This is a genomic window from Streptomyces sp. MMG1121, assembly GCF_001280015.1.
Taxonomy (GTDB): domain Bacteria; phylum Actinomycetota; class Actinomycetes; order Streptomycetales; family Streptomycetaceae; genus Streptomyces.
The window spans coordinates 1-15,418 of the sequence record NZ_LGDV01000254.1 but is presented as its reverse complement, the minus strand read 5'-3'; the positions used below and the strand labels follow the sequence as shown (position 1 = coordinate 15,418).

The following is a 15,418-nucleotide window of genomic DNA, read 5'->3' as shown; positions in this document are numbered from 1 at the left end:
ATGTGTATAAGAGACAGGGCGTGAAGGGTGGGCGGGCTGTGAACAACGGGCGGGGTGTTCACAGGGTGCTGCGGCTGTGAAGGGTTCACAGCGGCCGGCTTGGGTTCCGTGTTCACACTGGGCGGCGTGAGCGCCGAGTTCACACCGGGAGTCGCGGGCGCCACGTTCACACCGGCCGCGGTCGAACCAGTGTTAACACCCCGCGCCGAACGAGACGTGTTCACACCCTGCGCCCCACCGAACGTGTTCACACCCCGATCACCGCCAGCCGGGTTCACAGTCGACCCGGCGCCCGCATCAGCGTCCGCACGCACTCCATCGCGCCCCCCTCGCCCCGAGGTGCCACCGAAGCGTGAGGTCAGCACCCGCTCCAGCGCGCCGGGCAGCATCGCGGCCAGGCGTTCGTCCGAGCCCGCGCTCGCATCGAGCCAGACGGTGGGGCGTTCGTGGATCAGCAGCAGCACGCAGCCCGTGTGCACCAGGGCGGTCAGCGGCCCCTCGGGATGGCCGACCAATTGCTGCCAGACGCGCTCCCGCAGCGGCACCTCGGCGAGTTTGCCCTGCTTGCGCAGCCAGGCCTCGACCGCGGCGAGCGCGAAGGACGGGCTGGTCTCGGTGCCGCCGACCGGCTTGGGGAAGTCGACGTGCCGGCGGCGCCAGTTACTGACGGCGGCGCGGCCCACTCCGGCGAGCCGGGCGATACCGGCCGCGGTCACCTCTGTCGCGTTGTCCTGCACCGGCCCCGCTCCCCTCGCCCCATGTGTGTGCCGAGCATACCGGCGTGCACAGGATCGATGCATTCACGGTCGTGTACACACCTCATCACATGAAGCATGTTGACTCGGTTCACAGGCTCTGTTCTTATTGACCCAGCGAACGAGCGGCCGCCGGAGGGGGAGGCCGCCGCGTTGGGGAGGGGAGGGGATTCGCCATGGGCATGAAGGCCAAGATCGCGCTGGGCGCCGTCGTGGGGATCGCTGTCATCGGTACCGTGTCCGCGAACGCCGGAAGCAACGGCAAGGGCGGCGGCAGTTCCGCCAGCGGCAAGGGCTCGTCCGCCTCCGCCGAGCACCAGTCCGGCGGCAAGAAGGGCTCGGGGGACGGCAAGGCGGCGGCCAGGAAGGTCGCGTTCGCCGGCGACGGCGAGTTCCAGGTCGGCTCCGACGTGAAGCCGGGCACGTACCGCACGAGCGGCAACACCGATGACATGTGCTACTGGGAGCGGGCCAAGGACGCCAAGGGCGAGACGGACTCGCTGCTGGCCAACGACAACGTCAGCGGCACGAGTTACGTGACCGTCAAGACCACCGACAAGATCTTCAAGTCCAGCGGCTGCAAGGACTGGGAGGCCGTCGACCCGAAGGCGAAGGGCACACCCGCCTCCTCGATGGACGGAAACGGGGGGATGTTCAAGGTCGGCACCGACGTCGCGCCGGGCACCTACAGGTCGACCGGGAACAAGGACGACTCCTGCTACTGGGAGCGCACGAAGGACGCCGAGCACGGCGTGGACTCGATCATCGCCAACAACAACGTGACCGGCACGGCCGTCGTGACCATCAGCCCCTCCGACGCCTACTTCAAGACGACCGGTTGCGGCGCCTGGAAGAAGGCCTCCTGACCAGGCCGGTCCAACAGAGGCGTGCGCCGCTCACCACGCACGACTGACCACGCACGACCAAAGCCTCACCACTCACCACTCACCGCACCGAAACACCCTGTCTCCGTTCCACCCATCCCCCTGAAGGACTGTCATGCGCCACTCGTCCCGCGTCGCCACACTGCTCACCGTCGCGGCACTCCCCCTGGCTCTCACCGCTTGTTCCTCCGGTTCCTCCCACGCGTCCGCCAGCTCCACCGCGAGCGCCGGGCCGGCCGGGGCGAAGGACCTGAACGCCTCTCTGGCCACCGGTACGCAGCTGAAGAGGGCGCTGGCGCCCGCGTCGGCCTTCCCGACCGGGCTCACCGCCGAGGCCGACGGCGCCTCGGACAGCGGCAGCGAGTTCCTCTCACCGTCGGGCAAGAGCACCGCCAAGCCGGACTGCACCAGACTGGAGGGCACGGCCTGGATCCAGGCGACCGGCCTCAAGGGAGGCGTGTCGTTCGCGCAGAACGACTACGCGAACCAGGGCAAGACCGAGGAAGTGGCCCAGGAGATCGATGAGTTCCAGGGCACCACGGCGGCCACGGTGATGAAGGACCTGAGGACCGTCGCCGCCGAGTGCGCCACGTTCACGGACACCGACGCCCACGCCACGGTGAAGCTCACGGGCAGGTCCACGTCGGGGTTCGCTGACGAGGCCTACACGATGACGCTGACGAGCGGCGCCTGGGAGAGCGGCACCACGCTCATCGCGGCCCGTTCCGGCAACTCCGTGGTCACCGTGCTCTCCACGGCCGGCACCGACAACGGCGCCGCGGCCGCACAGAAGGTGACGACCCGGATCCTCAGCTCTTTGAAGGACACGAAGACCGCCTGATCCAGGATCAGGGATCAGGGGTCCTGGATCCAGGACCCGGGATCCAGGACCCGGGGGGCGGATCCCCCCGCACACCAGGAGAAGCGAAGCCGCGGCCCCCGGCCGCGGCTCACGCGCACACCGGCCTCCCCGCTCCCACTCCCGCTCGCGCTCCGCTCGCCCTCACAACGCGTGCCGCATCCACACATTGGGCTCGACATAGACGCCGTACCCGCGCTCCGCCTCACAGCGGACCGGGACCAGGGCTCCGGGCACCTCGACGTCCCCCGTGGTGTCGAACGGCAGCCCGGTCCAGCGGCGCCAGTCCTCCAGCGAGGCGCCCACGGTCATGGAGGCAGCGGCGACGGAGTCGATGGTGGCGCCGGCGCGGGCGTGGACACGCAGCCACGGGTCCTCCGGCAGCCCGTCGGGGCGTACCCGGTGGGCGTACCGAGTCATCGGGGTGCGCGGTTCGCGGTGCTTGGCGCTGGGGCGTACGGGGGCGACGACCTCGCGGAAGCCGAGAGCGCGCGCGTTGTCCCGCATGGCGCAGAGCATGACGGCGGACAGGCCGTGGCCCTGGGCGTGCGGGGCGATGGTGACGGAGATGGCGCTCACCGTGTCCGGGCGGGTGCCGCTGCGCAGGTCGGCGAAGGCCCAGAGCAGGACCTCGTCCCAGCCCCGCGCGGGCAGCGCGCGCCGGCCGTCGACGTCGAGGGCGAAGGGCACGCTGAAGGCGTGGGCGAGGATCTCGCCGTGCTCGTCCTCGGCGAACAGCGCGTACTGCGGCAGTTCGACGGGGATGCGGCCGTAATGCGCGGTGCCGACGGGGTCGTTGGTCACGAACTCGGGCCAGGTGTCGGCCATCTCGAACACCGCGCGCAGCCGGTCCGGCCGCTCGGCGATGCTGCTCACCTTGACGTCCATGACGGCTACGGTAGGCGGCACCCGCCGAGCCCCGGTACCGGTTTGTCCCCAGCACCGGCGACGGCGGTGCGGTTCACTTCGCCCGGAAGCGGTCCGGTGCCTTGGTCGGGTTGCCGCCCGTGGGGAGTGTCTGGCTCGGGCAGCCGGCGAGGACCTTCTTCATGGCGGCCTTCTCGGCGTCGGTGACCCACAGGCCGTACTTCTTCTTGACGGCGACCTGGGTGGCCACATAGGTGCAGCGGTAGGCCCCGTTGGGCGGGAGCCAGGTGGCCGCGTCGCCGTCCCCCTTGCCGCGGTTGGTGCTCGCGTCGACCGCGATGAGGTTCAGGGGGTCGTTGGCCAGAGCTATGCGCTTGCTGGCGTCCCAGTACTTGGCGCCCTTCTGCCAGGCGTCGGAGAGCGGGACGACATGGTCGATGTCGACCTGGCTGGCGCCGCGCTTGTAGGTGATGTCCTTGCCGGAGTAGGGGTCGGGCTCCAGCAGGCCGTAGGTGACCCGGCACGCGCCGCCGGTGAACTTCACGTCCTTCAGATCGCGCTTGAGTATGTCGTCGCGGGTGTCACAGGAGTTGGAGTCCGTGTCCGCCCAGGCGGTGCCGAACCGGGCGCGGGAGTAACCGGTCTTCGGGGCCCGCCCCTTGACGGTCAGCGAGTCGACGGCGGTCAGGACCGCGCCCCCGCCGCCGGACTTCTCGGGCCCGGGGGCCGCCTTGGTCTTGTCCGTGTTGCAGCCGGCCACGGCGGTCAGCACCACCACGGCGGCAACGGCCCCGCCCCTCAGACGCGTCACGGTACGTCCCCCTCGCTCACTCGCCCTGGCCCGCCCTCGGACCGTGGCGGAATCGTTCCCTCCCTTACGTTAACTGCCCGGCGGTCGAATCCAGATGGGGCGCAAAGGGGCTTTACGGGGCAATTCAGAGCCGAGTTGGGGCATACGGCGCCTGTCGGGGGGAGCGCGACCGCCGGCCAGGTGCGCCCAGTCACTCCGTTCCCCCGGCCGCTTGACCTTGACGCCGGTGTCAGGGTCCGACGATCCCGGCATGAACGAGCTCACGCACCAGATCACCCACGACAGCACGCACGAGATCACGCACGAGATCACCCAAGAGCCCCGTACCGTCCTCGTCACCGGCGCCGGCACCGGCATCGGCCGGGCCACCGCGCGCGCGTTCGCCGCCGAGGGCGCCCGGGTCGTCGCCGTCGGCCGCCGGGCCGCGCCGCTGGCCGAGACCGCCGACGGGCACCCGGGGATCACCCCGCTGCCCGCCGACCTGACCTCTGAGGACGGCCCGCAGAGCGTCGTACGGGCCGCGCTGGAGCGGTACGGCCGGATCGATGTGCTGGTCAACAACGCGGCGGTCGTCAGCACCGAGTCCCTGCGCACCTACACCCGCACCTCGGTACGACCGCTGCTGGAGACCAACCTGCTGGCTCCGGTCCTGCTCACGCAGGCCGCGCTGCCGGCGCTGGAGGCGGCCCGGGGCGTGGTGGTGAACGTGACCACCTCGGTGGGCCAGCGCGCCTGGCCCGGCAACTCGCTGTACGCGGCCGGGAAGGCGGCCCTGGAGGTGCTGACCCGAAGCTGGGCGGTCGAACTGGCGCCGCTCGGCATCCGGGTCGTCGCCGTGGCCCCGGGCGCGATCGACACTCCGATCGCCGACCACTCCGGCTACACCCCGGAGCAGCGCGGCGCGATCCGCGCCTGGCAGCTGGCCCACACCCCGCTCGGCCGGATCGGCCGCCCCGAGGAGGTCGCGTGGGCCGTCACCCGGCTGGCCGCGCCGGAGGCGTCGTTCGTCACGGGCGTCGTCCTGCCGGTGGACGGCGGGGCGGTGGTCGCCTGAACACCGGGGCGCCGTCCCCCTCAGGCTGTCCCGGCGCCCGCCGCCCGCAGTGCCGTCGCCAGACGGTCCCGTACCTCCGTCTGGGCCGTTATTCGGGCCTCCAGGACCGCCAGCCGGGCCCGGGCGACCCGCAGGGCCTCGGCGGAGGCGCGGCCCGCGGTGACGTCGCCGTCCAGGCAGGGCAGGAACACCTGGACGTCGTCCAGGGTGAGCCCCGCGTCCAGCAGGCGGCGGATGTTGCGGACGCGAACGGCCGCACCGGCGTCGTACACGCGGTAGCCGTTCGCAGCGCGCTCCGAAGTGATCAGGCCCTCCTGCTCGTAGTGGCGCAGGGCGCGCGGCGACGCACCGGTCGCCGCCGCCAGCTCACCGATCCGCAACGCCGCCCCCCTGTGCCGTTCCTACGACCCCAGGACCGTGGCGAGGAACTCGCCGACCCAGCCCAGCAGTTCACGGCCGACCAGCGGCTTGCCGCCGACCTTCGCGGTCTTCGGGCGCGGGACCAGCACCTGGTGCACGGCCGGCTTGATGACCGTGCCCGGGTAGAGCCGCTTGAGCCGCAGCTCCTGCGACTCGCGCAACTCCACCGGCGCGAAGCGGATGTTGGTGCCCTGCAGGACGATCTCGCCGACGCCGCACGCGCGCGCGAGCATCCTGAGGCCGGCCACCAGCAGCAGGTTCTCCACCGGCTCGGGCAACTTGCCGTAGCGGTCGGTGAGTTCCTCACGGACGGCCTTGATGTCCTCCTCGGAGTTGGCGGAGGCGATGGCGCGGTAGGCCTGGAGGCGCAGGCGCTCGCCCGGCGCGTAGTCGTGCGGGACGTGCGCGTCGACGGGCAGCTCGATCTTGACCTCGAGCGGCGGCTCCTCCTCGATCTCGCCGGTCTCCAGCTGGCGCCGGTAGTCGGCGACGGCCTCGCCGACCATGCGGACGTACAGATCGAAGCCGACGCCCGCGATATGGCCGGACTGCTCGCCGCCGAGCAGGTTGCCGGCGCCGCGGATCTCCAGGTCCTTCATCGCCACGTACATGCCCGCGCCCATCTCGGTGTGCTGGGCGATGGTCGCGAGGCGCTCGTGCGCGGTCTCGGTCAGCGGCTTCTCCGGGGGATAGAGGAAGTACGCGTAGCCGCGCTCCCTTCCCCGTCCCACACGGCCGCGCAGCTGGTGCAGCTGGGACAGGCCGAAGGTGTCGCCGCGCTCCACGATGAGCGTGTTGGCGTTGGAGATGTCGATACCGGACTCGACGATCGTGGTCGACACGAGCACGTCGAACTTCTTCTCCCAGAAGTCGACCACGACCTGCTCCAGGGCCGCCTCCGACATCTGGCCGTGGGCGGTGGCGATGCGCGCCTCGGGGACGATCTCGCGCAGCCGGGCCGCCGCGCGGTCGATGGACTCGACCCGGTTGTGGATGTAGAAGACCTGGCCCTCGCGCAGCAGTTCACGCCGGATGGCGGCGCCGATCTGCTTCTCCTCGTAGGGCCCGACGAAGGTGAGCACCGGGTGGCGCTCCTCCGGGGGCGTGGTGATCGTGGACATCTCGCGGATGCCGGTGACCGCCATCTCCAGGGTGCGCGGGATGGGCGTGGCCGACATGGTCAGCACGTCGACGTTGGCGCGGAGCTTCTTCAGCTGCTCCTTGTGCTCGACGCCAAAGCGCTGCTCCTCGTCGACGATGACCAGGCCCAGGTCCTTGAATCTGGTCTCCGAGGAGAACAGGCGGTGGGTGCCGATGACGACGTCCACCGCGCCGTCCTTCAGGCCTTCCAGGACGGCCTTGGCCTCGGTGTCGGTCTGGAAGCGGGAGAGCGCCTTCACGCTGACCGGGAACTGGCCGTACCGCTCGGAGAACGTCCCGAAGTGCTGCTGCACCAGCAGGGTCGTCGGCACGAGGACGGCGACCTGCTTGCCGTCCTGTACGGCCTTGAAGGCGGCCCGCACCGCGATCTCGGTCTTGCCGTAGCCCACGTCGCCGCAGACCAGGCGGTCCATGGGGACCGACTTCTCCATGTCCTCCTTGACCTCGGCGATGGTGGTGAGCTGGTCCGGGGTCTCGGCGTAGGGGAAGGCGTCCTCCAGCTCGCGCTGCCAGGGGGAGTCGGCGCCGAAGGCGTGGCCGGGGGCGGCCATGCGCGCGCTGTAGAGCTTGATCAGGTCGGCGGCGATCTCCTTGACCGCCTTCTTCGCGCGTGCCTTGGTCTTCGTCCAGTCCGCGCCGCCGAGCCGGTGCAGGGTGGGCGCCTCGCCGCCGACGTACTTGGTGATCTGCTCCAGCTGGTCGGTCGGGATGTACAGCCGGTCGCCGGGCTGGCCGCGCTTGGCGGGCGCGTACTCGACGACCAGGTACTCGCGGGTGGCGCCCTGGACGGTGCGCTGCACCATCTCGATGTAGCGGCCGACGCCGTGCTGTTCGTGGACGATGTAGTCGCCCGGCTCCAGGGAGAGCGGGTCGATGGTCTTGCGGCGGCGGGCCGGCATCCGGGCGCCCTCGCGGCCGGCCGTGCGCTGGCCGGACAGGTCGGTCTCGGTGAGCACGGCGAGCCTCAGGCCCGGGTCCACGAAGCCGTACTCGATCGAGCCGCAGGCGACGTGGACGACGGAGGCGCTCAGCTCGCCGAGGTCGGCGTCGAGACGGGCCCCGATGCCCTCGCTGCCGAGCACCTCCACCGTGCGGGCGGCCGGGCCGTGGCCCTCGGTGACGAACACCGTGCGCCAGCCGTCGGCGAGCCAGCCCTTGGTGTCGGCGAGCGCCCGCGCGGTGTCGCCGCGGTAGGTCTCGGGCGCGTGCATGCCGAGCTTGAGGGTGTCCGCGTCGAGCTCTTCGTCTGCGGCGAACGGCGAGACGGACCACCACATCATGTCCCGCTCGCGCGCGCGGTCGCGGACGTCGGCGATGGACCACAGGGAGGCCGCGCCGACGTCGATGGGCGCCTCGCCGCCGCCCGCGGTGGCCGCCCAGGAGGCCTGGAGGAACTCCTGGGAGGTGGCGACGAGGTCGGCGGCGCGGGTGCGGACCCGCTCCGGGTCGCAGACGACGGCCATGGCGCCCTTGGGCAGCACGTCGAGCAGCAGCTCCATGTCGTCGACCAGCACGGGGGCCAGGGACTCCATGCCTTCGACCGCGATCCCCTCGGCGATCCTGCCGAGCAGCTCGCCCAGCTCGGGGTGCTCCTCGGCGAGGGCACGCGCGCGTGCGCGGACGTCGTCGGTGAGCAGCAGCTCGCGGCATGGCGGGGCCCACAGGCCGTGCTCGGCGACTTCGAGGGAGCGCTGGTCGGCGACCTTGAAGTAGCGGATCTCCTCGATGTCGTCGCCCCAGAACTCCACGCGCAGGGGGTGTTCCTCGGTGGGCGGGAAGACGTCCAGGATGCCGCCGCGTACGGCGAACTCGCCGCGCTTCTCGACCAGCTCCACGCGCGCGTAGGCGGCGGCCGCGAGGGCGGCCACGACGTCGTTCAGATCGGCGCTCTGCCCGGTCCTCAGGGACACCGGCTCCAGGTCGCCGAGGCCCTTGACCTGCGGCTGGAGCACGGATCGTACGGGGGCTACGACGACGGAGACCGGGCCGGTCTCGGGGTCGTCGGGGCGGGGGTGGGCGAGGCGGCGCAGGACGGCGAGGCGGCGGCCGACGGTGTCGCTGCGCGGGCTGAGCCGCTCGTGCGGCAGGGTCTCCCAGGAGGGGTACTCCACGACGCCTTCGGCGGGCAGCAGGGAGCGCAGGGCTGCGGCCAGGTCCTCGGCCTCGCGGCCGGTCGCCGTGACGGCCAGCACCGGCCGGCCGGCCTCGCGGGCGAGGGCGGCGACCGCGAAGGGGCGGGCCGCCGGGGGGCCGACCAGGTCGACGTGCATGCGGTTGCCGTCCGCGGCCGCCTTGGTCGCTTCCGCGAGGGCGGGGTCCTTGACGACGGCGTCGAGCAGACCGTGCAGGCTCATGGAGAGGCTTTCCGTCCGGGTGTGGGCAACGCGAAGAACCCGACTCGTGCGAGGGCCGGGGGGTCTCCAGCGTACGACGCGGTCGGCGTCGGCGCCGGGGCCTGTGGACAACCTCCGCCTCCGGTGTCCGGTGCCGCGGCCTTCCGGTGTCCGGTGCCGCGGCCGGGCCGCCGGATTCGGCCGGCTCACCGGCGGACGAACAGAAACCCGGTGCCGGGAAGTCCCAAGACTTCCCGGCACCGGGTTTTCCCCCGCAACCCCCGTATGCGGTGGTCGTCGGCCGAGCGGCAGCCCCGCGTGTGCGGTGGCGGGCGCCGGCCCAGCCTGCGTCTAGTCCGTGGCGATGGCGTTCAGGACGTTCATGCGGCCCGCGCGGAACGCCGGGATCAGGGCGGCGAACAGGCCCACGAAGGCCGAGGCGACGAAGACCGTGATGATCGTCGGCCAGGGGATGTCCAGGACGTGCAGGCCCTCCAGTGAGAGGAGCTTCTGGGCGGTCGCGCCCCAGCCCATGCCGAGGCCGAGGCCGAGCAGGGCGCCGAAGAGGGCGATCACCACGGACTCCAGGCGGATCATGCGGCGCAGCTGGCGGCGGGAGAGTCCGATGGCCCGCATGAGGCCGATCTCCCGGGTCCGCTCGACCACCGACAGGGCCAGGGTGTTCACCACGCCGAGGACCGCGACGATGATCGCGAGCGCCAGCAGGCCGTAGATCATGTTCAGCAGTTGGCCGATCTGGTCCTTGAGCGCCTTCTTGTAGTCGGTCTGGTCGCGTACGGTCAGGGCCGGGTCGTCCTTCAGCGTCTGCTTCAGCGCCTTGTAGGCGGCCGCCTGCTGCCCGTCCTTGGCGGTGGCGAACACCAGCGAGTCGAGGGGCAGCCGGTCGGCCGGCAGGTACTTCGCGGCCGTGGAGATGGCGGCGTACATCGCGCCCTTGTCGACCACGACGTCGTCGCTGGTGATCGCGCGGACCGTCAGCTTCGCCGTCGTACCGCCCTTGAAGCCGACCTGGACCGTGGAGCCGAGCTTGATGCCGTGCTGCTTGGCGAAGCCCTCGAAGACGGACATCGAGTCGGGCTCGTAGGCGTCGGCGAGGTTGCCGGCGACGGTCTTGGTGCGCAGGTCCTGCACGTAGGTCGGGTCGGCCGCGTTGATGGTCTCCTTCTTGGAGACCTGGCCGTCCGGCGTGGTCAGGGACGCGTCCACGGCCTTGTATTCGGTGACCCGCTTCAGGCCGGGCGTGGCCTTGATCTTCTGCACCATCTGCGGGTTGACGAAGCTGTACTGCTGGTCGCCCTGGATGATGAAGTCCGTGCCGACGGTCTTGTCGAGCTGGTCGGTGGCGGAGGCGACCATCGAGGAGCCGACCACCGACAGGCAGGCCACCAGGGCCAGGCCGATCATCAGGGCCGCGCCGGTGGCGCCGGTGCGGCGCGGGTTGCGCAGCGCGTTGCGCTCGGCCATCCGCCCGACCGGGCCGAAGATCCGCAGGATGATCGCGCCGAGGACACGGACCAGGCCGCCGGCCAGCAGCGGGCCGATGACGACGAACCCGATCAGCGTGGCCACGACACCGAGGCCCAGCCAGCCCGAGCCGGCCTTGGCCTTGTCGGCGGTGGCGGCGACGTACAGGCTCCAGGCGCCGGCGCCGGTGAGCAGCAGGCCGATGACGGCCCGGATCACGCCGGCCTTGGCGTCGGCCGGGGCACCCGCGTCGCGCAGGGCGGCCATCGGGGAGATCTTGCCGGCGCGCCGGGCGGGCAGGTAGGCGGCGAGGACGGTGACCAAGACACCGAGGAGCAGGCCGAGGGCGGGGGTCGTCCAGGCGACGGTCAGGTCATCGGTGGACAGGTGCATGCCCATGCTGCCCATGAGCTTCATCAGGCCGACCGCGATGCCGACGCCCGCGCCGACGCCGAGGACGGAACCGACCACGCCGAGCAGCAGGGCCTCGACCAGCACGGACCGGTTGACCTGCTTGCGGGAGGAGCCGATGGCGCGCATCAGGCCGATCTCCCGGGTGCGCTGGGCGACCAGCATGGAGAAGGTGTTGATGATCAGGAAGATGCCGACGAGGAAGGCGATCCCGGCGAAGCCGAGCATCGCGTACTTCATGACGTTCAGGAAGCTCTCGACGCTCTTCTGATTGGCGTCGGCGACCTCCTTGGCGGTCTGCACCTTGTAGCCGCGGCCGAGGGCGGTGGTGACGTTCCCCTTCAGCTGCTCGTCGGTCACGCCCTTGGCGGCGGTGACGTTGACGTTGGTGTAGACGCCGGTCCGGCCGACCAGGGTCTGCTGGGCGGTCTTGGTGTCCAGGTAGAAGATGGCCGCGCCGGGGTTGGTGACCTTGAAGGCGGCGATGCCGGACACGCGCGCGTGGTGCGTGCCGACGACCGAGATCATGCCGATGTCGGAACCGAGCTTCAGGTGGTGCTTGTCGGCGGTGTCCTCGTCGACCATGACCTGGTCCGGGCCCTTGGGCGCCGTACCGGAGGTGATCTTCATGGTGCGGGCGTCGTTGCCGTTCCAGCTGCCCACGATGGTCGGGGCGCCGCTGCTCGGCGAGAGCTTGTCCTTCTTGGCGTCGATCACCGTGACCGAGGTGGAGAACACCGTGCCCTCGGCGGACCGCACGCCCTGGGCGCCACGGACCTTGCCGAGCACGGAGGCCGGCATGACCGGCGGCTTGCCGGTGCCGTCGGTCGTCTGGCCGGTGTCGGAGGAGCCCTTCGCGCTGACCGTCACGTCCGAGGACGTGGCCTGGAACAGCTTGTCGAAGGTGGTGTTCATCGTGTCGGTGAACACCAGAGTGCCGCACACGAACGCCACCGACAGCAGGACGGCGACCGCCGAGAGCGCCATACGGCCCTTGTGCGCGAAGAAGTTGCGCATCGAGGTCTTCATGACGGTCATGACGTACGTCCCCGGGCGTCGAAGTCCTTCATGCGGTCCAGGACCTGATCGGCCGTCGGCTGGTACATCTCGTCGACGATCCGGCCGTCGGCGAGGTACAGCACGCGGTCGGCGTAGGAGGCGGCCACCGGGTCGTGCGTGACCATCACGATGGTCTGACCGAGTTCGTCCACCGAGCGGCGCAGGAAGCCGAGAACCTCGGCACCCGCGCGCGAGTCGAGATTTCCGGTCGGCTCGTCCCCGAAGATGATCTCCGGGCGGGCGGCGAGCGCGCGGGCCACGGCGACGCGCTGCTGCTGGCCGCCGGAGAGCTGGGTCGGCCGGTGCTTGAGGCGTCCGGCGAGGCCGACGGTCTCCACCACGCGGTCCAGCCAGGCCCGGTCCGGCTTGCGGCCGGCGATGTCCATCGGCAGCGTGATGTTCTCGAGCGCGTTCAGCGTCGGCAGCAGGTTGAACGCCTGGAAGATGAAGCCGATCCGGTCCCGGCGCAGCTGGGTGAGCTTCTTGTCCTTCAGACCGGTGATCTCGGTCTCGTCCAGATAGATCTGCCCGCCGGTGACGGTGTCGAGCCCGGCGAGGCAGTGCATCAGCGTGGACTTGCCGGACCCCGAGGGGCCCATGATCGCGGTGAACTGACCGCGGGCGATGTCCACGTCGACGTGATCGAGGGCGACGACACGGGTCTCCCCGGACCCGTACGCCTTGACGACCTGCCGCGCTCGCGCGGCAACGGCCGTTCGCCCTCCAGTACCCCCGTGCCTGGGAATGGTTACAGCCGATGTCACGGTATGTCTCCTATGTCGGTCGACAGGTCGATGCGTGGTGCCCGGTGCGCCGGGTGGCGCCCTGGTGTACGTCGATGAGTGTCGCGGTCGGCGACGGCGCCGCGCGCTGGTGCGAAGCCCCGTCTTTCCGTGGGGAAAACCCCACCTGGCCGGTGTGGTCCGCCGCCCCCCAGCGGCGTAAAGCCAGGTTAAGGACCGCACCCGTCCCGTCTCCTCCTCCGCCGGGACGAACCCGCTCCGACCCCTGGTACGGAGACACCCCTAGGGGTGCTCCACCCCGGGGCGGAGGCCTTCTCGGGGTCGCCTCCACCCTTCGGCGCGGCAAGCCTCCACCCTCCCGTGGCGTCAGGCTCAACTCCCCTGCCCGTGGGAAGCTTTCGTGGCGCAGATAGCTGCAAGGGCCACGGGGTAGGTTCCGGCAGGAAGTCAGGGAATCTTGGAGCTCGGCAGTCCGGGGCCCGGAGTCCGGGAATCACGCGGAGGGGTGTGCGGTGGGGAGTACGAAACCCGCGATACGCGGCGACGCCGACCGGCGGCAGGGGGCCCGGCGGCGAGGAGCGGTCGTCGCCGCGCTGATGCTGGCGATGGCGCTGGCGGCGCTCGACTCCACCATCGTCTCCACGGCCGTACCGCAGATCGTCGGCGACCTCGGCGGGTTCTCCGTCTTCTCCTGGCTGTTCTCCGGCTATCTGCTCGCCGTGACCGTCTCGCTCCCCGTCTACGGCAAGCTGTCCGACACCTTCGGCCGCAAACCGGTGCTGGTGGTGGGCGCGGCCGTGTTCCTGCTGGGCTCGCTGCTGTGCGCGTCCGCCTGGAACATGGCCGCGCTGATCGCGTTCCGGGTCGTGCAGGGCCTGGGCGGCGGGGCGCTGCAGGGCACCGTGCAGACCCTGGCCGCCGATCTGTACCCGCTGGCCGAGCGGCCCAAGATCCAGTCGAAGCTGTCCACGGTGTGGGCGGTGTCGGCGGTCGCCGGGCCGGGGCTCGGCGGGGTGCTCGCCGCGTACGCCGACTGGCGCTGGATCTTCCTGGTCAACCTGCCGATCGGCGCGGCCGCGCTGTGGCTGATCGTCCGTCATCTGCACGAGCCCGAGCGGGAGACGCCGCAGAACGCGGAGAACCCGGGCAGCACGGCACGCACGCGCGTGGACTGGGCCGGCGCGCTCGCGGTGTTCGCGGCCGGCGGGGTGCTGCTGACCGCCCTGGTGCAGGGCGGGGTCGCCTGGCCGTGGCTGTCGGCGCCGTCCCTGGCACTGTTCGCGGCGGGCCTGGCGCTGGCCGGGGTCGTGGTGTGGGTGGAGCGGCGGGCGGCACAGCCCATCATCCCGGGGTGGGTGTGGCGGCGCCGGACGATCGCCGCCGTCAACCTGGCACTCGGCGCGCTGGGGCTGCTGATGGTGGCGCCGAGCGTGTTCCTGCCGACGTACGCGCAGTCGGTGCTCGGACTCGCGCCCGTGGCCGCCGGTTTCGTGCTGTCGGTGTGGACGCTCAGCTGGCCGGTGTCGGCGGCGCTCAGCCAGCACGTCTACCGGCGCATCGGCTTTCGCGACACCGCGCTGCTCGGCATCGGCCTGGCGACGCTGATCCTGTTCGCGTTCCCGTTCCTGCCCTACCCCGGTTCGTGGTGGCAGCCGACCCTGCTGATGCTGCTGCTCGGCGGGGCGCTCGGCCTGTTCCAGCTGCCGCTGATCGTCGGCGTGCAGTCGACGGTGGGCTGGTCGGAGCGGGGCACCACGACCGCGTCCGTGCTGTTCTGCCGGCAGACCGGTCAGACCCTGGGCGCCTCGCTGTTCGGTGCCGTCGCCAACGGGGTGCTGGCCGCGCGTCTGGGCGGCGCGGGCGATCTGGACTCCGTCACGCGCGCGCTGGACGCCGGTACACCCCCGGCGGCGACCCGGCTCGCGATCGCCGACGCGGTCCACACGGTGTACCTCGGCGCGGCCGGCGCGGCGGCCCTGGCCTTCCTGGTCCTGCTGCTTCTGGCACCCCGGCGGTTCCCGGTGCTCAACGAGTAAGCACGCGCGCGCGTGTTCAGCGGGTCAGCGTGTCCGCACGCGTCCACCGGGCCGGGCGTTCCCCCCGCCGCCCGGTGAGCGCCGTACGCTCCGCCCGGCCGGTCCAGGCGGGCGGCCGGAGACCTCGGGGTGCCGCGGCGACGGCGCGTCGAGCAGGGGTCGCGCGCTCCCCTGAGGCGCCGGTCGAAGAGAGCGGCCACGCACGCGCGCGTGATCGGCTCCGGACGCTGCCCGGACAGCGCGTCCGGACCGGCGGTGGCGATCTGTTCCGCGAGGCCGGCAGGCCGTGCGCGATCTGCGACGCGGAGTCGGTTAACGCGGGTAACACCCCAGGTAGGGCGGTGTTTTCACATAGTAAGCGCATACCGACCGGCCAGTTTGGTGAAAACCCCGCGCGCTCCTGAACTCACGAGTAGCGTGCGTGGCTCCGCACACCCCCCACCTCCCTGCGGTCCGCCGCCCCGGACCCGAGCCGCGCAAGGAGCCCCGGGATGTCCTACGACCCGCCGCGCCCCCCACACCTCACCTACCCCTGGCACT

The 15,418-nt window shown here is 71.4% G+C and carries 10 protein-coding genes and 1 pseudogene; 4 read left to right on the top strand and 7 right to left on the bottom strand.

Annotated elements, in window-relative coordinates; translation table 11 throughout:
- A pseudogene (locus ADK64_RS48270) lies at positions 1 to 737 on the bottom strand (restriction endonuclease subunit M); the annotation flags it as partial.
- A 194-nt stretch (positions 738 to 931) separates the two neighbouring features.
- Here ADK64_RS48270 and ADK64_RS40625 point away from each other — a divergent pair.
- Both ADK64_RS40625 and ADK64_RS40620 read left to right on the top strand, forming a co-directional pair.
- Positions 932 to 1,621, top strand: coding sequence for a hypothetical protein (locus ADK64_RS40625; RefSeq protein ID WP_053667281.1), 690 nt, complete (start codon positions 932 to 934; stop codon positions 1,619 to 1,621).
- A gap of 133 nt (positions 1,622 to 1,754) precedes the next feature.
- Positions 1,755 to 2,480 (top strand): hypothetical protein, encoded by a 726-nt coding sequence (locus ADK64_RS40620; protein WP_053667280.1) that lies wholly within the window; start codon positions 1,755 to 1,757, stop codon positions 2,478 to 2,480.
- 162 nt (positions 2,481 to 2,642) lie between these two features.
- Here ADK64_RS40620 and ADK64_RS40615 read toward each other — a convergent pair whose 3' ends face one another.
- Together ADK64_RS40615 and ADK64_RS40610 are read right to left on the bottom strand one after the other, a co-directional pair.
- The gene (locus ADK64_RS40615) at positions 2,643 to 3,386 is read right to left on the bottom strand and encodes a hypothetical protein (protein WP_053667279.1); all 744 of its coding nucleotides are present in this window, start codon (positions 3,384 to 3,386) and stop codon (positions 2,643 to 2,645) included.
- A gap of 73 nt (positions 3,387 to 3,459) precedes the next feature.
- Positions 3,460 to 4,176: an HNH endonuclease family protein gene (locus ADK64_RS40610; protein ID WP_053667278.1), complete on the bottom strand. Its 717-nt coding sequence runs from the start codon at positions 4,174 to 4,176 to the stop codon at positions 3,460 to 3,462.
- A 250-nt stretch (positions 4,177 to 4,426) separates the two neighbouring features.
- On the opposite strand from ADK64_RS40610, the gene ADK64_RS40605 reads away from it, so the two are divergent.
- A complete protein-coding gene (locus ADK64_RS40605; RefSeq protein ID WP_078993149.1) occupies positions 4,427 to 5,230 on the top strand; it encodes an SDR family NAD(P)-dependent oxidoreductase in 804 nt (267 codons plus the stop codon).
- Positions 5,231 to 5,250: 20 nt separating this feature from the next.
- On the opposite strand, the gene ADK64_RS40600 is transcribed toward ADK64_RS40605, so the two are convergent.
- The 4 genes from ADK64_RS40600 to ADK64_RS40585 all read right to left on the bottom strand — a co-directional run bounded on the left by ADK64_RS40600 (position 5,251) and on the right by ADK64_RS40585 (position 12,863).
- Positions 5,251 to 5,610, bottom strand: a complete 360-nt coding sequence (locus ADK64_RS40600) for a MerR family transcriptional regulator (protein WP_053667277.1) — start codon at positions 5,608 to 5,610, stop codon at positions 5,251 to 5,253.
- A 21-nt stretch (positions 5,611 to 5,631) separates the two neighbouring features.
- Positions 5,632 to 9,165 (bottom strand): transcription-repair coupling factor, encoded by a 3,534-nt coding sequence (mfd, locus tag ADK64_RS40595; RefSeq protein ID WP_053667276.1) that lies wholly within the window; start codon positions 9,163 to 9,165, stop codon positions 5,632 to 5,634.
- A 330-nt stretch (positions 9,166 to 9,495) separates the two neighbouring features.
- Positions 9,496 to 12,078, bottom strand: coding sequence for an ABC transporter permease (locus tag ADK64_RS40590; protein ID WP_053667275.1), 2,583 nt, complete (start codon positions 12,076 to 12,078; stop codon positions 9,496 to 9,498).
- Entirely contained in the window at positions 12,075 to 12,863 is a 789-nt protein-coding gene (locus ADK64_RS40585; protein ID WP_053667274.1) for an ABC transporter ATP-binding protein, read from the bottom strand. Before ADK64_RS40585 ends, ADK64_RS40590 begins: the two co-directional genes overlap by 4 nt.
- Positions 12,864 to 13,354: 491 nt before the next feature.
- Here ADK64_RS40585 and ADK64_RS40580 point away from each other — a divergent pair, with 491 nt between their 5' ends.
- A complete protein-coding gene (locus tag ADK64_RS40580) occupies positions 13,355 to 14,878 on the top strand; it encodes an MFS transporter (protein WP_053667273.1) in 1,524 nt (507 codons plus the stop codon).
- Positions 14,879 to 15,418: the final 540 nt, after the last annotated feature.

What these genes read in the sequence shown, in the direction of transcription:
- ADK64_RS40625 (WP_053667281.1), top strand. Translation starts at nt 932, where the DNA reads ATGGGCATGAAGGCCAAGATCGCGCTGGGCGCCGTCGTGGGGATCGCT.
- ADK64_RS40620 (WP_053667280.1), top strand. Translation starts at nt 1,755, where the DNA reads ATGCGCCACTCGTCCCGCGTCGCCACACTGCTCACCGTCGCGGCACTC.
- ADK64_RS40615 (WP_053667279.1), bottom strand. Translation starts at nt 3,386, where the DNA reads ATGGACGTCAAGGTGAGCAGCATCGCCGAGCGGCCGGACCGGCTGCGC.
- ADK64_RS40605 (WP_078993149.1), top strand. Translation starts at nt 4,427, where the DNA reads ATGAACGAGCTCACGCACCAGATCACCCACGACAGCACGCACGAGATC.
- mfd (WP_053667276.1), bottom strand. Translation starts at nt 9,165, where the DNA reads ATGAGCCTGCACGGTCTGCTCGACGCCGTCGTCAAGGACCCCGCCCTC.
- ADK64_RS40590 (WP_053667275.1), bottom strand. Translation starts at nt 12,078, where the DNA reads ATGACCGTCATGAAGACCTCGATGCGCAACTTCTTCGCGCACAAGGGC.